Below are 14,642 nucleotides of genomic sequence, written 5' to 3' on the forward strand. Positions count from 1 at the left end.
AGGAGAGACGGATGCTAAAGGGATTGGGCGGGCTTGGCGACATGGCCAAGATGATGAAGGCTGCGCAGGAGATGCAGACCAAGGTCACGCAACTGCAGGAAGACCTCAAGACCATGACCGTGACCGGCGAATCCGGGGCGGGACTGGTCAAGGCGACCGCCACTGCCAAGGGCGAATTGACCGCGCTGGACATCGACCCGTCGATCTTCAACAGCGACGACAAGGAAGTGGTCGAGGACCTGATCCTGGCCGCCATCAAGGATGCCCAGGCCAAGGCCTCTGACCGGGCCCAGGACGAGATGCGCAAACTGACCGAGGAAATGGGCCTGCCGGCGGACATGAAGCTGCCCTTCTAGGCGTTCCAGCTGCTCCGGATCGATCCCATGTCAGACCGCAACGACATCGACGCGCTGATCGAGATGATGGCCCGCCTGCCGGGCCTCGGGCCGCGCTCGGCCCGGCGCGCGGTGCTGCACATGATCCGCAAGCGCGCGCTGCTGCTCCAGCCGCTGGCCGACCAGATGGCCCGGGTGGCGCAGACAGCGCGGGAATGCCTGAATTGCGGCAATATCGGCACCAGCGACATCTGCGCGATCTGCGCCAGCGAGAAACGCGCCACGGGGCTGATCTGTGTGGTCGAGGACGTGGCTGACCTTTGGGCGATGGAACGCGCGGCCGTCTTCAAGGGCCGCTACCACGTGCTGGGCGGCACGCTTTCGGCGCTGGACGGAGTCGGGCCCGACGACCTGCGCATCCCCGCCCTGCTGACCCGGATCGAGACCGAAGCCGTGACCGAGGTGATCCTCGCGCTGAACGCCACGGTCGACGGGATGACCACGGCGCATTACATAGCCGATCAACTGGAAGGCCGCGTGACCCTGACTTCGCTGGCGCAGGGCGTGCCGATCGGTGGCGAGCTGGACTATCTGGACGACGGCACGATCACCGCGGCGCTGAACGCGCGCAAACCGGTCTGAGCGGCACGCACCGGCATCGCGTGCCCGTTGGACGTGTTGGCCGACGCACCCGCAATGGGGTGATCCATCCCGACGAGAAAGGCCTGCATGTCGCGTATATCGAAACGTGACCATTCCCGAGCCTTCCCGATCGCCATCGTCTGCGCGGCCATGGTGTTTGCCCTGGCAGGCGCGCTGGACACGGCCCCCGAAAGCCCGATGATCTGGCTGCAATACCCTCTGTTTGCCAGCCTTGCATGGGGACTGGCCAAGATGCGTGGGACGGGCGACTGGCGGCCCGCAGGAACGGCCGCCTATATCGCGCTGTCCTGGAGCCTTGGCATGGCGGTCGAGTTGACGTTGACGGTCGACGGAACCGGGATCGGCGGTGTGCACCGCGATACGGCGGCGTCGTTCATTCTGGCGCAGGGCGATTACCTGCCCTTGGCGGCGGTGTTCTGTCTGGTGCACCGCTACATGACCTGCGGCGTTGTTCAGGTTCTGTGGCTCGCGGCCGGGGCGGCCCTGACCGAAGGGCTGGTCTTCACCGACAGCTTGCGCGCACCTGTGCTGGCCCTCGACATCGTTGCGGCCGTGTTCACCGGCGCCTATCTGGGTGCGATCTACTGGATCTATCTCGCCTTGCCATTGGGTATCCTTGGCGTGCCGTGGGCGGGCAGAAAGCGCAATGTGCTGGTACTGCTTGCCACGGGTTTTGCCGCCGCCTTTGCAGTCCGCGTGTTCTGGGGCCTGGTCTATGCGCCGGCTGTATCCGCGCTGTTCGGCCTTGCCCCCCAATAGTCGCAACAACAAAAAACGCGCCCGGAATGCGGGCGCGTTTTCTTCGGCCGGCCATAGGCTCAGCGCGCGTCGTCTTCATCCTCGTCGTCATCCCCACCTTCCGGCAGGTTGAAGAAGCTGTCGGCATCGGCGAAATCCGCGTCCTTGCGATCGTCTTCGTCGTCATCGTCGCGCGGGTCGGACAGGCTGAAGGTTTCCAGCCCCTCGATCGCCGAAGGCAGGCGCGGTTCGGTGTCCATCTCGAGACTCTGTTGGGTCGACACCAGCTTGCGGCGTTCGTCGTCGGTCATCACGGTGTCCAGCTTCTTGGCGGCCTTGGCGACCGCGGCGTCCAGCTCGGACTGGCGGCACAGACCCAGGGCGACCGGGTCGATGGGCTGGATGTTCTGGATGTTCCAATGCGTGCGTTCGCGGATCGACTGGATGGTCGGCTTGGTGGTGCCCACCAGCTTGCCGATCTGGCCGTCGGTCAATTCGGGGTGGAACTTGACCAGCCACAGGATCGCCGCCGGGCGGTCCTGACGCTTGCTCAGCGGTGTGTAGCGCGGGCCGCGGCGCTTTTCCTCGTCGATGGCCGCGGCATTGTATTTCAGCTTGATCTTGTAGAGCGGATCCTTTTCGGCCTTCTCGATCTCACCCTGTTCGATCTGGTTGTTGGCCACGGGATCGAACCCCTTGACACCGGTGGCGACGTCGCCATCCGCGATGCCCTGGATTTCCAGCTCGTGAAAACCGGTGAAATCGGCGATCTGCTTGAAGGTCATCGTGGTGTTGTCCACCAGCCAGACGGCGGTCGCCTTGGGATGCAGCAGCTTGGCCATGGGTCGTCTCCTTGCAATATCTCTCCCCGCGCCGGGCTTTCGCCGCAGCGGTTCCGGAGGCCGGAACAAGTTGCCGTTGTCGGGGAACTCGGGGGCTATATAGTGGCCAGGATCGGGCAAGGGAAGAGAGAAATGCGGTGGTTGGTCCTGCTGCTGTTGAGTGCGACACTGGTCCGTGCAGACGGCGACCGCGCCGGCGAATTCGACTATTACGTGCTCTCGCTCAGCTGGTCTCCGACGTGGTGCGCGCTGGAAGGCGACGCGCGGCGGTCGCCGCAATGCGAACAGGACGCCGATTTCGGCTGGGTGCTGCACGGGCTCTGGCCGCAATACCATCGTGGCTGGCCGTCCTATTGCAGGACGACCGAACGCCCGCCCACGCGGGCGATGACCGCAGCGATGGCCGACATCATGGGTTCCGGCGGTTCGGCCTGGCACCAGTGGAAGAAACACGGGGTCTGTTCGGGGCTGTCCGCGCAGGACTATTACGCAACCGCGCGCCGGGCTTATGACGCTGTTGTGCGCCCCGAGGTTTTCCGCAGGCTCGAAAAGCCGGTGACGCTGGCGGCCGACCTGGTGGAACAAGCGTTTCTCAGGGCCAATCCGCAGCTCGAGCCGGACATGGTGACCATCACCTGCAAGCGCGGCCGCATTCAGGAAGCACGGCTTTGCCTGTCGCGGGACCTGCAACCGGTGCCCTGCGGGCGCGACGTGGTGCGCGATTGCACGATGTCGGATGCGTTGTTCGATCCTATCCGCTAGGGCCGTGTTTCCCGATCAGAACCCGGCCTGCTGTCGGTAGGCGTGAAAAGCCTTGCGGTCGGCGATGATGACCCGGCGCAGGTCACTGACGATGCCAATGGACTTGAGCTTGGCGAAGGCGCGCGACAGGCTTTCGGGCTTCATTCCCAGCTTTCCGGCCAAGGCCACCTTGCCATAGGGCAATTCGATTTCGTCCGCATCCTGATGCGTCGCGCTGAGTTCGGCCAGGAACCCGACCAGCCGGTCGGTGGTGGTGCGGATCTTGAGTTGCTCGACCTGGTTGGTCAGTTTGTGCAAGTGGGCGGCGGCGGCGCGCAGCACGACGGCGTGGATTTCCGACCGCGCGCGGTCGCACTGGCAGATCGCCTGAAGGTCGAGATGCAGCAACCGCACATCCGTCAGCGCTTCAGCCGAGGAGGAGGATTCGGCGCCGTCCAGCGCCGCCAGTTCATCGAAGCTCTGGCCGCGATCCAGCGTTTCGAGGATCGCTTCTTCGCCGTTCGAAGCGACGCGATAGAGCTTGACCCAGCCGGACAAGATCAGCTTGAGCGAGCAGGCTTCGTCGCCTTGCAAACCAATCGTGCTGCCGCGCGGGTAATCCCGCACCACGGCCTTTTTCGCCAAGCAATCCCTGACTTCGGGGGACAGGTTGCGGAACAGGGCGGCGCCTTCGAATTCCTTGCGATCGCTGGGTGTCATGAAATGATGCTCCTCTCGTGCATCATTTCTAGCGGCGGTGAAATCCGAGTTTTATGACACGGATCAAAACGACCGGTCGAACTTATTGATCTATGTCAAACCGGTACCCGAAACGCCCGATATCCGCGCTGCAATACCGACCGACAAGCGCTGCCAGGTCATCGGTGTAGTACATTTGGTAGGCGTCTCGATTCGACCGGTTCGCATGCGGCAGGTCGGGCATGAACCCCAGGTGATCGGCCAACGGCGCGATGTCCGTCTCCAGATGCTCCAAGCGCAGGAACAGCGCCGGGCGTTCGGTTCCGGTGGCGTCGGTGACGTAGCGGGGATAGGGCCACTTGCTGACCGACTTGGCCGTCTCGTCGTGCCGCAGGAAATCGGCGAAGTTCAGGGTCTTGGCCAGCGCTACGGCCGGGTGGGCAAAGGTCTGATCCTGCAGCCAGTGATAATAGCTGACCATCCGGTCCCAGGGATTGCGCACCATCGTGAACACCAGCATCCCGGCGATCTGCCCGGGCGTCAGAACGCCGTCGATATCGGCCAGCGTCGCATGCTTCCACAGCCGCCCGCGCGGTGTCAGCCCTTTCAGTCGCCCCTTGCGCCTTTGCGCCTTTGGGGTGTCACCGATCAGGATATCGTCGCGATGGGCGCGATCCTCGAGCGCCAGCGCCATCGAGGTGCCGCCGGTCTTGGGGATGTGCACGAAGATGAAGTTGCGCCCGGGCGAGATGATCATGGCCGCAGCCTAGCGGGCGTTTCGCCGCTGGCAATCCCGGGCGTTTCGCATATCGTGCATCCCCGGAACATCTTGGGAGGCTGCGATGGGCTGGATGAAGGACGAAACCGGGTTGGAGCGGACCGCGGCGAATTACGTGCCGCTGACGCCGTTGTCGTTCCTCAGGCGTGCCGCCGCGGTCTGGCCAGACCGCATGGCCGTGGTCTACGGGGCGCATCGCAAGACCTATGCCGAATACCTGGACCGCTGCACGCGGCTGGCCTCGGCCCTGGCCGGGCTGGGGGTCGAACCGGGCGACGTGGTCGCCACCATCCTGCCCAACATTCCCGCCCAGGCCGAAGCCCATTTCGGCGTGCCCGCCTGCGGCGCGGTGCTGAACGCGATCAATACGCGGCTCGACCCCGACACGGTGGCGTATATCCTCGATCATGGCGGTGCCAGGGTCGTGCTGTGCGATCCGCAATTCCTGCCGATGCTGGCCGAGGCGATCGACAGGATGGAAGGCCCCGCACCCACCGTGATCGAAGTGGCCGACGATCATGGCGGTGCCCACGCGCAAGGGCATTTCACCGAATACGAAGCGTTGCTGGCCACGGGCGATCCCGATTTCGCCTGGATCATGCCGCAGGACGAATGGGAAAGCCTGGCGCTGAACTACACCTCGGGCACCACCGGTCGACCCAAGGGCGTCGTCTATCATCACCGCGGCGCGTACCTGATGTGCATGGGCACGACGGTCAGCTGGCAGATGGCGCTGCGCCCGGTCTATCTGACCATCGTGCCGCTGTTTCACTGCAATGGCTGGAACCACACATGGATGATGCCGCTTCTGGGCGGCACGCTGGTCTGCTGCCGCGACATCACGGCCCGCAATATCTATGACGCCATCGCCGACGAAGGCGTCACCCATTTCGGCGGTGCGCCGATCGTGCTGAACATGATCGTCAACGCCAAGGATGCCGAACGCCGCGATTTCGACCACCGGGTCGAGGTGTTCACCGCAGGCGCACCCCCTGCCCCCGCCACGCTGGCCAAGATCGGCCAGTTGGGTTTCAACGTCATGCAGGTCTACGGGCTGACGGAAACCTACGGTCATGTCACCGAATGCCTGTGGCAGGGCGACCAATGGGACGGGCTGGACCAGGACGCGCGGGCCGCGATCCAGGCCCGCCAGGGCGTGGCCTTTCCGATGATGGAGCATATCGAGGTACAGGACGACACCGGCCAGCCGATCGCCCGCGACGGCATCGCCAAGGGCGAGATCATGATCCGCGGCAACGCGGTCATGAAAGGATACCTGAAAAACCCCGCCGCGACCGCCGAGGCCTTTGCCGGCGGCTATTTCCACTCGGGCGACATCGCGGTGCAGCATCCCGACGGCTACATCCAGATCGCCGACCGGGCCAAGGACATCATCATCTCGGGGGGCGAGAATATCAGCTCGGTCGAAGTCGAGGGCGTGCTGATGAGCCACGAGGCGGTCCTGCTTTGCGCCGTGGTGGCGAAACCGGACGAGAAATGGGGCGAAGTGCCCTGCGCCTTCGTCGAACTGAAGGACAACCACGTCGCGACCGAAGCCGAACTGATCGCCTTCGCCCGCGACCGTCTGGCGGGGTTCAAGACGCCGAAAAAGGTCGTTTTCCAGGAACTGCCCAAGACATCGACCGGCAAGATACAGAAATTCGAACTGCGCGCGCTGGCCAAGTCCTTGTGAGCGCTTGTCGGACGCTGTCGGACGCGCAAGGTCGCAATTCGTTATGCGCCTTGCGATTTGGCGGCTAGACTTCGGTCGTTGTGCGGTAGCGGGTTCTGACAGAAATGCCCGATTTCGAAAGCGTCCTTGGTTCGATTGCATCCGCTCCCACTCGGCGCGCCCTGTGGAACGTCGTTCTCGACTATCTGCATAGCGAAGGTGTCAAACGGGTCAGCTACCACGCCGTCGATGCCGATGCCTCGACCATGACCATCGTCACGGACGGTTTTCCCGAGAATTGGGTCCGCGCATACGTCCGCAACAATTTCGTCGAGATCGATCCGATCCCGGAACTGGCCGCAAAGCTTGCAAAACCGTTCTACTGGCACGAAATCCGCGACCTGGTCGAATCCACCAAGGCGCGCGATGCCTTTCTTGCCGCGATGGACGACGCAGGTCTGGGGGACGGTCTGGCGTTTTTCGTCTTCGGACCGGGGCTTCAGAACGCCTATGTCGGGCTGGGTTTCGACGTGGACCGTCTTGCGCTGTCCGATCACACTGTTTTTCGACTGCAATGCATCGCCCAGGCCGGGCATGTCCGGTTTTGCGCCCTCAACCGGGATCGGCCCCGCGAGAAACTCAGCCTGCGCGAGACCGAGGTCCTGCACTGGGTCGCAAAGGGCAAGAGCAACTCGGTGATCGCCGATCTGCTGCGGATATCGCCGCATACGGTCGATGCGCATATGCGCAGCATCTACCGCAAGCTGGACGTGACCGACCGAACGACCGCGGCGATCCGGGGCGTGGGCGCCGGGATCGTGCAATACCCGCATCCCGCAGCTACGGGATAGACACCACGACACCGCCGGCCCTACTAGCGCCGGATGTTGCATGTGGAGCCCGTCATGTTCGATCCGATCAATGCCCCCGACCGCAAGGGCTCGTCATCGCCACCGGCGACCGAGCTGGCGGCAGGCCGCGCCGGTGAGCCAACGAACCCGTCCCCGCGGGCACAACTGCTTGCCGCAGCCCAGACCGTCGAGACAGCCGCCTATTCGCTTGCCGGGCAGATCGACCGGGCGCAGGTCGCCGATCTGATCATCATCGCCGCAAGCCTCGAACGGATTGCCGGCAGGCTGGACAAGCCTGCCGACTGCACGACCTGACCGCGAAAATCCAGCGCCGGGCCGCGCCCGCCGGCCGATTGCGACAGGCCTGTCCCCATGCTAGGCTGCCGGCAGACAAGAGGCAGAGCAGCCCGCATGACAGCCCTGAGCGAATACGACCGGTTGGAAGCGGTCGGTTTGTGGCGTGCCTCGCCCGAGGACCAGCGCCGCGAAGTGATCGTGTCGCTGGGTGATGCCACCTTGACCATGACCGATACCAAAGGTCAGGTTCTGGCGCATTGGTCGCTGGCCGCGATCAGCCGCGCGAACCGGGGGGCTGGGCCGGTTCTCTACCATCCCGACGGCGACCCCGGCGAAACCCTCGAACTGGCAGAAGACGAAACCCAGATGATCGACGGGATCGAGCGTTTGCTGCGCGCGATCGACCGGCGTCGTCCGCATCCGGGCAAGCTGCGCTTCGTGCTGGCGGCCGGTTTCACGGCAGCGCTGCTGGCGGCTGCGTTTCTCTGGTTGCCGGACGCCTTGCTGCGCCACACCGTCAACGTTGTCCCTGCGGTCAAGCGTGCCGAGATCGGTGCAGCGCTCATGGCCCGCATGACCCGCGTCACGGGCGCACCCTGTGCCCAACCGGATGGCCAGCGGGCGCTGCGCAATCTCGCCCGTCGGCTGTTGGGCGAAGGCCGTGCCGAAGCGCTGGTGGTGCTGCCAAGCGCGGTGCCGGGAACGGCCCACCTTCCGGGCCGTCGCATCCTGCTCAACCGGACGATCGTCGAGGATTTCGAGGACCCGGATGTGACCGCGGGCTTCGTGCTGGCCGAACACCTGCGCGCGCAACGTTCGGACCCGCTGGGCGATCTGCTGAACGAGGCAGGGCTGTGGGCCAGCCTGAGGCTGCTGACCACCGGGGTTTTGCCGGACGCGGCCCTGGATGCCTATGCCGAACGCCTGCTGGCGCAACAGCCCGACCGCCTGCCGGACGCCTTGCTTCTGGACGCCTTCGAAAAGGCCGAGTTGCGCAGCGCGCCTTATGCCTATGCGCTGGACATCACCGGAGAAACCACCCTGTCGCTGATCGAAGCCGACCCGCGTGCCGCCGAGGGCAGCCGCCAGGTGCTCAGCGACAGCGACTGGCTGCGCCTGCAAAGCATCTGCGAAGGCTGAGCCCGCTCAGCGCAATGCGGCCTGCACGTAGCCGGTCGCGTGAACCCGCCGCAGCGCCGCCTGCGCGGCCGCGTCCGAACCGAACGGACCGACCCGCAGCTTCTGGGCCGGCGTACCGCCGTGGCGCACCTGTGCCGCCTGTATCGGCAGACCGGCTGCGCGCAACCGTGCGATCGCCGCTTGCGCCTTGGCACCGGTCGTGAAAACGCCGATATCCACGAACCGCGCCTTGGCTCGTTCGGCAGGACGCGGCGCCGAGCGGCTGGACATGACCGGCATCCGCTGGTGATCGGCGTCGGCCCGGACGCGGCCGGTGATGACGGGGTCCTTGACCCGGTGACGGGTGTCATCGGCGCGCACCAGACGTCGCGGCACGGTGTTGGTCCAGATCATCTGGGTCTGCTTGTATCCTTCGACCGTCTGCCAGGCGCGATACGGGTTCAGCCGGTCGTCATCCCAAGCCGGGCGGTATCCCTCGGGGACATACGAGGTCTGGGTGTCGCGGTTTTCGTAGACATGACGCGGCACGATCCGCGAACGGCTGCTGAGCATCGGCGCCTTGTCCGGCGCCAGACCGGACTGGCGGTCGTCCGCGGAAATCGGCGGCGTGCCGATCGGACGGCAGCGCACCGCCATGCCCGATCCGTCATAGCTGTAGAACGCGCCCAGCCCGGTCGTGCTCTGGCATTCGGGTGCGCCGCCCAGGATGTATTTGGGTACCGGTCCCCCGGTCGCGGGTTTCGCGACAGGTGCAGGTTTCGGCACGGCGCGCACGATCCGCGGCGGGGGTGCGGCCACCGGCTTGGACGCCGGGGCACGAACCACTGCCCTGGGTGCCGGGGCGGCCGGTTTCGGAACGCTGCGCTGCGCGCGAACGGGTTCCGCCACGCTGCGGGCCGCCGGCCTTGCGACCGGTGGCGCCGCTTGCGCCGAGGCGACGCGCGGTGCGGGCTGGGCTGCGACGGGCGCCGGTTCGGGAGCGGCGATCACCGGAGCGGCGGGACGGGGATCGGGGGCCGCCTGGGCCGTCGCGGCCCCGAAGGTCGGTGTCTGCCCGCAGATCTGTTGTCTTTGCCGCGATACGCGAGGCACCCAGGATACGGCACCATCGAACCCGGCACGAACGAAAACGCAGCCCCGGTTGTCGACATATTGGCGGCCGGTAAAACCGGGCGGCGGCAGGTTCGAGGGTTCCGACCAGCCCGCCGACTGAGCCATTGCCACGGTCGGCACGAGCCCGGCCAAGCTGATTATCAACGCCAGAGCGTACGGTTTGATCGTCATGTCTGCCCCCACAGATGTGGAGGGAGAATGCAACAGCCATTTGTGTTAGTAAAGCGTTGAGACGGCTTATTTAGTGCCAAACATCCGGTCGCCCGCATCACCAAGTCCCGGAACGATATAGCCCTTTTCGTTCAGGTGGCTGTCGACCGCCGCCGTGATGATCGGCACGTCGGGATGCGCCTGCTTCATGCGCGCCACGCCTTCGGGTGCCGCGAGCAGGCAAAGGAACCGGATATTGGTCGCGCCGGCCTTCTTCAAGAGGTCGATCGCCGCGACCGAGGAATTGCCGGTGGCCAGCATCGGATCGACGACGATGGTCAACCGATCCTCGAGCTGGGTCGGCACCTTGAAGTAATACTGCACCGGCTTCAGGGTTTCTTCGTCGCGGTAGAGTCCGACGAAACCCACCCGCGCCGCCGGGATCAATTCCAGGATACCGTCCAGCAATCCGTTGCCCGCCCGCAGGATCGACACCAGAGCCAGCTTCTTGCCGTCGATCACCGGCGCCTGCATCTCGGTCAGCGGCGTCTCGATCCAGCGCGTGGTGATCGGCAGGCGGCGCGTCACCTCGTAGGCCAGAAGCAGGCTGATCTCGCGCAGCAACTGCCGGAAACCGGCGGTCGACGTGTCCTTTTCGCGCATCAGGGTCAACTTGTGCTGGACCAGCGGGTGGTCGACAATGGTCAGGTGATCGGTCATGTCGGCAGCCTTTTCTTGAGGGTCTCGCGGGTGGCGTCGTCGCAGAACGCGGCGTCCAGGGCGGTGCGGGTGATGTCCAGGAAATCGGCCTCGTCCCAGCCGAAGGTCCGCGCCAGCGTCTCGTATTCGCGGCGCATCGTGGTGTGGAAGAAGGGTGGATCGTCGGTCGACACGGTTACCTTGACCCCGGCCTCGCGCAGCCTTTGCACGGGGTGGTCGGCAAGCCGCGGATAGACCCCCAGCACCACGTTCGAGCCCGGGCAGGTTTCCAGCACGATGCCGCGCTCGGCCAGCATTTCGACCACGGCCGGATCGCCAACCGCGCGCACGCCATGGCCGATGCGCTCCACGCCCAGATCCTCGACCGCCTCGCGGACCTCGGACGGGCCGCGCCATTCGCCGGCATGGCTGGTCAGGCGCAATCCCGCCTCGCGCGCCATGTCGAAGCTGTAGGCAAAGTCACGCTGGCGGCCCTTGTTCTCGTCCCCGGCCATGCCGAAGCCGACCAGCCAGTCGCCCGCGGTTTCGGCTGCACAAAGCGCTGCCAGCTTGGCCTTGTCGGGCCCGAAATGGCGGATGCAGGTCACGATGCCGCGCAGGGTGATGCCCAGATCGCGCTCGGCCGCTTCGGCGGTCTCTCGGATGGCGTGCAGGTAGTCTTGCCAGGCCGACACGTCGCCGCCACCGCAGAAATCGGGGCTCAGGAAGGTTTCGCAATAGATCACGTCGTTGGCCGCGCTTTCCTCGAGCACCGCGCGGGTCAGCCGGGCGTAATCCTCGGGCGTCTTCAGCACGCTGGTGGCAGCCTCGTAGACCGACAGGAAATGCACGAAATCCCGAAAGGCATAGGACCCGTCCTCGCGGAACACGCCGCTCAGATTCACGGATTTCTCTTTTGCCAATCCGCGAATGAACGCCGGTGGCGCGGCGCCTTCGACATGCAGGTGCAACTCCGCCTTGGGCAACCGGATGATGCGGTCAAGCTGGTCTTCGTCCATCACAGAAAGCTTTTCCCCGGCCCTTGCGCGGGCACGCCCAGATGCGCCGCGACCGAGGCCGCGACATCGACAAAGCCCACATGCCCGATCCGGCCCGTGCCTCGCCCGGCACACAGGACGGGCACCCGTTCGCGGGTGTGATCGGTTCCCACCCAGGTCGGATCATTGCCATGGTCGGCGGTGAGGATCATCAGGTCGCCATCGCGCAGTCGCGGCAACAGGCGGCCCAGCTCGGCATCGAACCATTCCAGATGCCGGGCATAGCCCGACACGTCGCGGCGGTGGCCGTACAGGCTGTCGAACTCGACGAAATTGGCGAATGTCAGGCTGGCCTCCGGCGCGTCGTCGATACAGCGCGCCAGGTGTTCCATCAGCACCGCATCCCCGCCCTTGTGAACCTCATCGATCCCCTGCATCGAAAAGATGTCGCCGATCTTGCCGATGCCGATCACATGGCCACCGGCATCCTGGACCCAATTGGTCAGCACCGCTGCGGGCGGGGTCATGGCGTAATCGTGCCGGTTCGTGGTGCGCTCGAAACTGCCCGGTCGACCGACAAAGGGCCGGGCGATGACGCGGCCCACCTTCATCGCGTGCAGATGCGGGGCCAGGCGTTCGCACAGGTCCAGCAGGCGGTCCAGGCCGAACGTCTCCTCGTGCGCGGCGATCTGGAAGACGCTGTCGGCCGAGGTGTAGCAGATCGGCCGGCCGGTCTCGACATGCTCGGCGCCGTAGCGGTCGATCATCACCGTGCCCGAGCCATGGCAATTGCCGAGGATGCCATCGACACCGGCGATCTCGCAGACCCTGGCGGTGACATCGGCGGGAAAGGCAGGCACCGTTTCCGGAAAGTAATGCCAATCCCAGGGCACCGGCAGCCCGGACAGTTCCCAATGGCCCGACGGCGTGTCCTTGCCGCGCGAAACCTCGGTGGCCGCGCCCCACAGCCCTGCAGGCGGGGCACCCAGACCCGCGGGCGCGACACCGCTGGCCAGTTCGATCGCACGCCCCAGCCCCAGCATGTCGAGGTTCGGCACGCGCAGCGGACCGCTGCGGCCGTCCTCGGCACGCCCCGCGGCGCAGGCCTCGGCAATATGGCCCAGCGTGTTGGCTCCGGTATCGGGGACGTCACCGTTGAAGAACGCGTCCGCATCCGGCGCGCCGCCGATCCCGGCCGAATCCATCACGACCAGAAAAACCCTCATGCGCCGATCCTTTCGCGAACCAGCTTGGCCGCCTTCGGTTTTGCCCCGATGGTGATGGCGGCCTGCACCGCCCTGACCGCCGCGTCGGCCTGTTCCTCGCGCGCGGCATGAACGCGGGCCAGCGGCTGACCCTTGGCGACCTGCGTTCCCAGCGGCAGGACGTCCGACAGGCCGACCGCCGGATCGACGACATCGGTTTCCACCTGCCTTCCGCCGCCGAGGCCGACCACGACAAGGCCCAAGGCCTCGCCGTCGAAGCCGGCGACATGGCCGTCGTCGGGTGCCGGGATCTCGCGGATGACCGGCGCTTCGGGCAGGAAGCGTTGCCAATTCTCGACGAACCCCAGCGGCCCGCCAAGCGCGTAGACCATTCTGCCAAAGCGTTCCGCCGCCGCGCCGCCGTCAATGGCCTGTTCCAGCCTGGCCGCGCCATCCGCGATGCCGACCGTTTCCAGCAAATCCGCGCCAAGCGCCACGCTGAGATCGTATAGCGGCCCTTTGGCCTGACCGCTCAGCACCGCCATAACCGTGTCGATTTCCAACGCGTTGCCAAGCGCGGGCGCCAGCGGCTGATCCATGTCGGTGATCAGCGCGGTGGTCTTGCACCCCGCCGCGTTGGCCGTGCCGACCAGCGCTTGCGCCAACGCGCGCGCCTCGTCCAGCGATTTCATGAAGGCGCCCGTGCCCACCTTGACGTCCAGCACCAGCGCCTCCAGCCCCGCCGCCAGCTTCTTGGACAGGATCGACGCGGTGATGAGATCGAGGCTTTCGACCGTGCCGGTGACGTCGCGAACCGCGTACAGCCGCTTGTCCGCCGGGGCCATGTCGGCGCTGGCGCTGACGATGGCGCAGCCAACCTCGGCCACCACCCGGCGAAAGCGCGCCTCGTCCACGCCGGTGGTATAGCCGGGGATCGCCTCGAGCTTGTCCAGCGTGCCGCCGGTATGGCCCAGGCCGCGGCCCGAAATCATCGGGTTGTAGACCCCGCAACAGGCCAGCGCCGGGGCCAGAACCAGCGATACGCAGTCGCCGACGCCGCCGGTGGAATGCTTGTCGACGACGGGCGCGTCCAGATCCCATTTCAGCACGCGACCGCTGTCGCGCATGGCCAACGTCAGTGCCGCGCGCCCGGCCTCGTCCAGACCGCGCAGGCAGACACCCATGGCAAACGCTCCGGCCTGCGCCGCGCTGACAGACCCGTCCGCCAGCCCTTGCGCGAACCAGGCCAGCATCTCGGGCGTCGGCGCCTCGCCCTTGCGCAGGGCCGCGTTGACCTGGCGCGCATCCATCAGACGCGGTCCATGTGGCTGGCGGAAAACGCGCCGGGCAGCAGATCGGACACCGTCACCGTCTGCTCGCGCCCGTCGATCGTGGCCAGCGTGACCTTGACGTCGCCGCGGGCGAATTCGGCCAGTTTCTGCCGGCAGCCGCCGCAGGGCGGCACCGGGTGTTCGGCATCGGCGACCACATAGACCTCGGTGATCTCGGTCTCGCCGGCGGCGACCATCGCGGCGATGGCGCCGGCCTCGGCGCAGGTGCCTTCGGGATAGGCCACGTTCTCGACGTTGCAGCCGGCATAGATCGCACCCGAAGGTGCGCGGATCGCGGCACCGACCTTGTAATGCGAATACGGGACATAGGCGTTTTCGCGCACCGATCGCGCAGCGTCTTTCAGCGACATGAAACCTCCGCCTTTCAGG

General features: G+C 65.9%; 17 protein-coding genes. 8 read left to right on the forward strand and 9 right to left on the reverse strand.

Annotated features, from left to right (window positions below; genetic code table 11):
* Positions 1-11 precede the first annotated feature (11 nt).
* From KUH32_RS02860 to KUH32_RS02870, 3 genes are all read left to right on the forward strand, one after another.
* The gene (locus KUH32_RS02860) at positions 12-356 is read left to right on the forward strand and encodes a YbaB/EbfC family nucleoid-associated protein (RefSeq protein ID WP_217776553.1); all 345 of its coding nucleotides are present in this window, start codon (positions 12-14) and stop codon (positions 354-356) included.
* A 27-nt stretch (positions 357-383) separates the two neighbouring features.
* The gene (gene recR, locus KUH32_RS02865) at positions 384-977 is read left to right on the forward strand and encodes a recombination mediator RecR (RefSeq protein ID WP_217776554.1); all 594 of its coding nucleotides are present in this window, start codon (positions 384-386) and stop codon (positions 975-977) included.
* An 87-nt stretch (positions 978-1,064) separates the two neighbouring features.
* Positions 1,065-1,757, forward strand: coding sequence for a hypothetical protein (locus KUH32_RS02870; protein WP_217776555.1), 693 nt, complete (start codon positions 1,065-1,067; stop codon positions 1,755-1,757).
* Positions 1,758-1,816: 59 nt separating this feature from the next.
* On the opposite strand, the gene KUH32_RS02875 is transcribed toward KUH32_RS02870, so the two are convergent.
* Positions 1,817-2,578, reverse strand: a complete 762-nt coding sequence (locus KUH32_RS02875) for a DUF1013 domain-containing protein (RefSeq protein WP_217776556.1) — start codon at positions 2,576-2,578, stop codon at positions 1,817-1,819.
* A gap of 132 nt (positions 2,579-2,710) precedes the next feature.
* Here KUH32_RS02875 and KUH32_RS02880 point away from each other — a divergent pair, with 132 nt between their 5' ends.
* On the forward strand, positions 2,711-3,340 hold the full coding sequence (locus tag KUH32_RS02880; RefSeq protein WP_217776557.1) for a ribonuclease T2 family protein: 630 nt from the start codon (positions 2,711-2,713) through the stop codon (positions 3,338-3,340).
* A gap of 15 nt (positions 3,341-3,355) precedes the next feature.
* Here KUH32_RS02880 and KUH32_RS02885 read toward each other — a convergent pair whose 3' ends face one another.
* Together KUH32_RS02885 and KUH32_RS02890 are read right to left on the reverse strand one after the other, a co-directional pair.
* Complete coding sequence (locus tag KUH32_RS02885; RefSeq protein WP_217776558.1) at positions 3,356-4,039, reverse strand: Crp/Fnr family transcriptional regulator; 684 nt, start codon at positions 4,037-4,039, stop codon at positions 3,356-3,358.
* A gap of 82 nt (positions 4,040-4,121) precedes the next feature.
* Positions 4,122-4,775 (reverse strand): sulfotransferase family 2 domain-containing protein, encoded by a 654-nt coding sequence (locus tag KUH32_RS02890; protein ID WP_217776559.1) that lies wholly within the window; start codon positions 4,773-4,775, stop codon positions 4,122-4,124.
* Positions 4,776-4,860: 85 nt separating this feature from the next.
* Between KUH32_RS02890 and KUH32_RS02895 the strand changes: the two genes are divergently transcribed.
* The 4 genes from KUH32_RS02895 to KUH32_RS02910 all read left to right on the forward strand — a co-directional run bounded on the left by KUH32_RS02895 (position 4,861) and on the right by KUH32_RS02910 (position 8,756).
* Positions 4,861-6,489, forward strand: coding sequence for an AMP-binding protein (locus tag KUH32_RS02895; RefSeq protein WP_217776560.1), 1,629 nt, complete (start codon positions 4,861-4,863; stop codon positions 6,487-6,489).
* A 104-nt stretch (positions 6,490-6,593) separates the two neighbouring features.
* Positions 6,594-7,319 carry a LuxR family transcriptional regulator gene (locus tag KUH32_RS02900; protein ID WP_217776561.1) on the forward strand — a complete coding sequence of 242 codons (726 nt, stop codon included), beginning with the start codon at positions 6,594-6,596 and terminating at the stop codon, positions 7,317-7,319.
* A 54-nt stretch (positions 7,320-7,373) separates the two neighbouring features.
* Positions 7,374-7,634 carry a hypothetical protein gene (locus tag KUH32_RS02905; RefSeq protein ID WP_217776562.1) on the forward strand — a complete coding sequence of 87 codons (261 nt, stop codon included), beginning with the start codon at positions 7,374-7,376 and terminating at the stop codon, positions 7,632-7,634.
* A gap of 96 nt (positions 7,635-7,730) precedes the next feature.
* Positions 7,731-8,756: a hypothetical protein gene (locus tag KUH32_RS02910; protein ID WP_217776563.1), complete on the forward strand. Its 1,026-nt coding sequence runs from the start codon at positions 7,731-7,733 to the stop codon at positions 8,754-8,756.
* A 6-nt stretch (positions 8,757-8,762) separates the two neighbouring features.
* Here KUH32_RS02910 and KUH32_RS02915 read toward each other — a convergent pair whose 3' ends face one another.
* From KUH32_RS02915 to KUH32_RS02940, 6 genes are all read right to left on the reverse strand, one after another.
* The gene (locus tag KUH32_RS02915) at positions 8,763-10,040 is read right to left on the reverse strand and encodes an SPOR domain-containing protein (protein WP_217776564.1); all 1,278 of its coding nucleotides are present in this window, start codon (positions 10,038-10,040) and stop codon (positions 8,763-8,765) included.
* 66 nt (positions 10,041-10,106) lie between these two features.
* Positions 10,107-10,739: a uracil phosphoribosyltransferase gene (gene upp / locus KUH32_RS02920; RefSeq protein ID WP_217776565.1), complete on the reverse strand. Its 633-nt coding sequence runs from the start codon at positions 10,737-10,739 to the stop codon at positions 10,107-10,109.
* Positions 10,736-11,737: an adenosine deaminase gene (locus KUH32_RS02925; RefSeq protein ID WP_217778262.1), complete on the reverse strand. Its 1,002-nt coding sequence runs from the start codon at positions 11,735-11,737 to the stop codon at positions 10,736-10,738. Before KUH32_RS02925 ends, upp begins: the two co-directional genes overlap by 4 nt.
* Positions 11,737-12,942 carry a phosphopentomutase gene (locus KUH32_RS02930; protein ID WP_217776566.1) on the reverse strand — a complete coding sequence of 402 codons (1,206 nt, stop codon included), beginning with the start codon at positions 12,940-12,942 and terminating at the stop codon, positions 11,737-11,739. Before KUH32_RS02930 ends, KUH32_RS02925 begins: the two co-directional genes overlap by 1 nt.
* Positions 12,939-14,231, reverse strand: a complete 1,293-nt coding sequence (locus KUH32_RS02935) for a thymidine phosphorylase (RefSeq protein ID WP_217776567.1) — start codon at positions 14,229-14,231, stop codon at positions 12,939-12,941. Before KUH32_RS02935 ends, KUH32_RS02930 begins: the two co-directional genes overlap by 4 nt.
* Positions 14,231-14,623 (reverse strand): cytidine deaminase, encoded by a 393-nt coding sequence (locus KUH32_RS02940; protein ID WP_217776568.1) that lies wholly within the window; start codon positions 14,621-14,623, stop codon positions 14,231-14,233. The genes KUH32_RS02935 and KUH32_RS02940 overlap by 1 nt, the downstream gene beginning before the upstream one ends.
* Positions 14,624-14,642 lie beyond the last annotated feature (19 nt).

The organism is Thalassococcus arenae (assembly GCF_019104745.1).
GTDB classification, from domain to species: domain Bacteria; phylum Pseudomonadota; class Alphaproteobacteria; order Rhodobacterales; family Rhodobacteraceae; genus Thalassococcus_B; species Thalassococcus_B arenae.

Excerpts from the sequence above, each read along its gene's own strand:
- KUH32_RS02860 (WP_217776553.1), top strand. The coding sequence starts at position 12 with ATGCTAAAGGGATTGGGCGGGCTTGGCGACATGGCCAAGATGATGAAG.
- recR (WP_217776554.1), top strand. The coding sequence starts at position 384 with ATGTCAGACCGCAACGACATCGACGCGCTGATCGAGATGATGGCCCGC.
- KUH32_RS02870 (WP_217776555.1), top strand. The coding sequence starts at position 1,065 with ATGTCGCGTATATCGAAACGTGACCATTCCCGAGCCTTCCCGATCGCC.
- KUH32_RS02875 (WP_217776556.1), bottom strand. The coding sequence starts at position 2,578 with ATGGCCAAGCTGCTGCATCCCAAGGCGACCGCCGTCTGGCTGGTGGAC.
- KUH32_RS02880 (WP_217776557.1), top strand. The coding sequence starts at position 2,711 with ATGCGGTGGTTGGTCCTGCTGCTGTTGAGTGCGACACTGGTCCGTGCA.
- KUH32_RS02885 (WP_217776558.1), bottom strand. The coding sequence starts at position 4,039 with ATGACACCCAGCGATCGCAAGGAATTCGAAGGCGCCGCCCTGTTCCGC.
- KUH32_RS02890 (WP_217776559.1), bottom strand. The coding sequence starts at position 4,775 with ATGATCATCTCGCCCGGGCGCAACTTCATCTTCGTGCACATCCCCAAG.
- KUH32_RS02895 (WP_217776560.1), top strand. The coding sequence starts at position 4,861 with ATGGGCTGGATGAAGGACGAAACCGGGTTGGAGCGGACCGCGGCGAAT.
- KUH32_RS02900 (WP_217776561.1), top strand. The coding sequence starts at position 6,594 with ATGCCCGATTTCGAAAGCGTCCTTGGTTCGATTGCATCCGCTCCCACT.
- KUH32_RS02905 (WP_217776562.1), top strand. The coding sequence starts at position 7,374 with ATGTTCGATCCGATCAATGCCCCCGACCGCAAGGGCTCGTCATCGCCA.
- KUH32_RS02910 (WP_217776563.1), top strand. The coding sequence starts at position 7,731 with ATGACAGCCCTGAGCGAATACGACCGGTTGGAAGCGGTCGGTTTGTGG.
- KUH32_RS02915 (WP_217776564.1), bottom strand. The coding sequence starts at position 10,040 with ATGACGATCAAACCGTACGCTCTGGCGTTGATAATCAGCTTGGCCGGG.
- upp (WP_217776565.1), bottom strand. The coding sequence starts at position 10,739 with ATGACCGATCACCTGACCATTGTCGACCACCCGCTGGTCCAGCACAAG.
- KUH32_RS02925 (WP_217778262.1), bottom strand. The coding sequence starts at position 11,737 with ATGGACGAAGACCAGCTTGACCGCATCATCCGGTTGCCCAAGGCGGAG.
- KUH32_RS02930 (WP_217776566.1), bottom strand. The coding sequence starts at position 12,942 with ATGAGGGTTTTTCTGGTCGTGATGGATTCGGCCGGGATCGGCGGCGCG.
- KUH32_RS02935 (WP_217776567.1), bottom strand. The coding sequence starts at position 14,231 with ATGGATGCGCGCCAGGTCAACGCGGCCCTGCGCAAGGGCGAGGCGCCG.
- KUH32_RS02940 (WP_217776568.1), bottom strand. The coding sequence starts at position 14,623 with ATGTCGCTGAAAGACGCTGCGCGATCGGTGCGCGAAAACGCCTATGTC.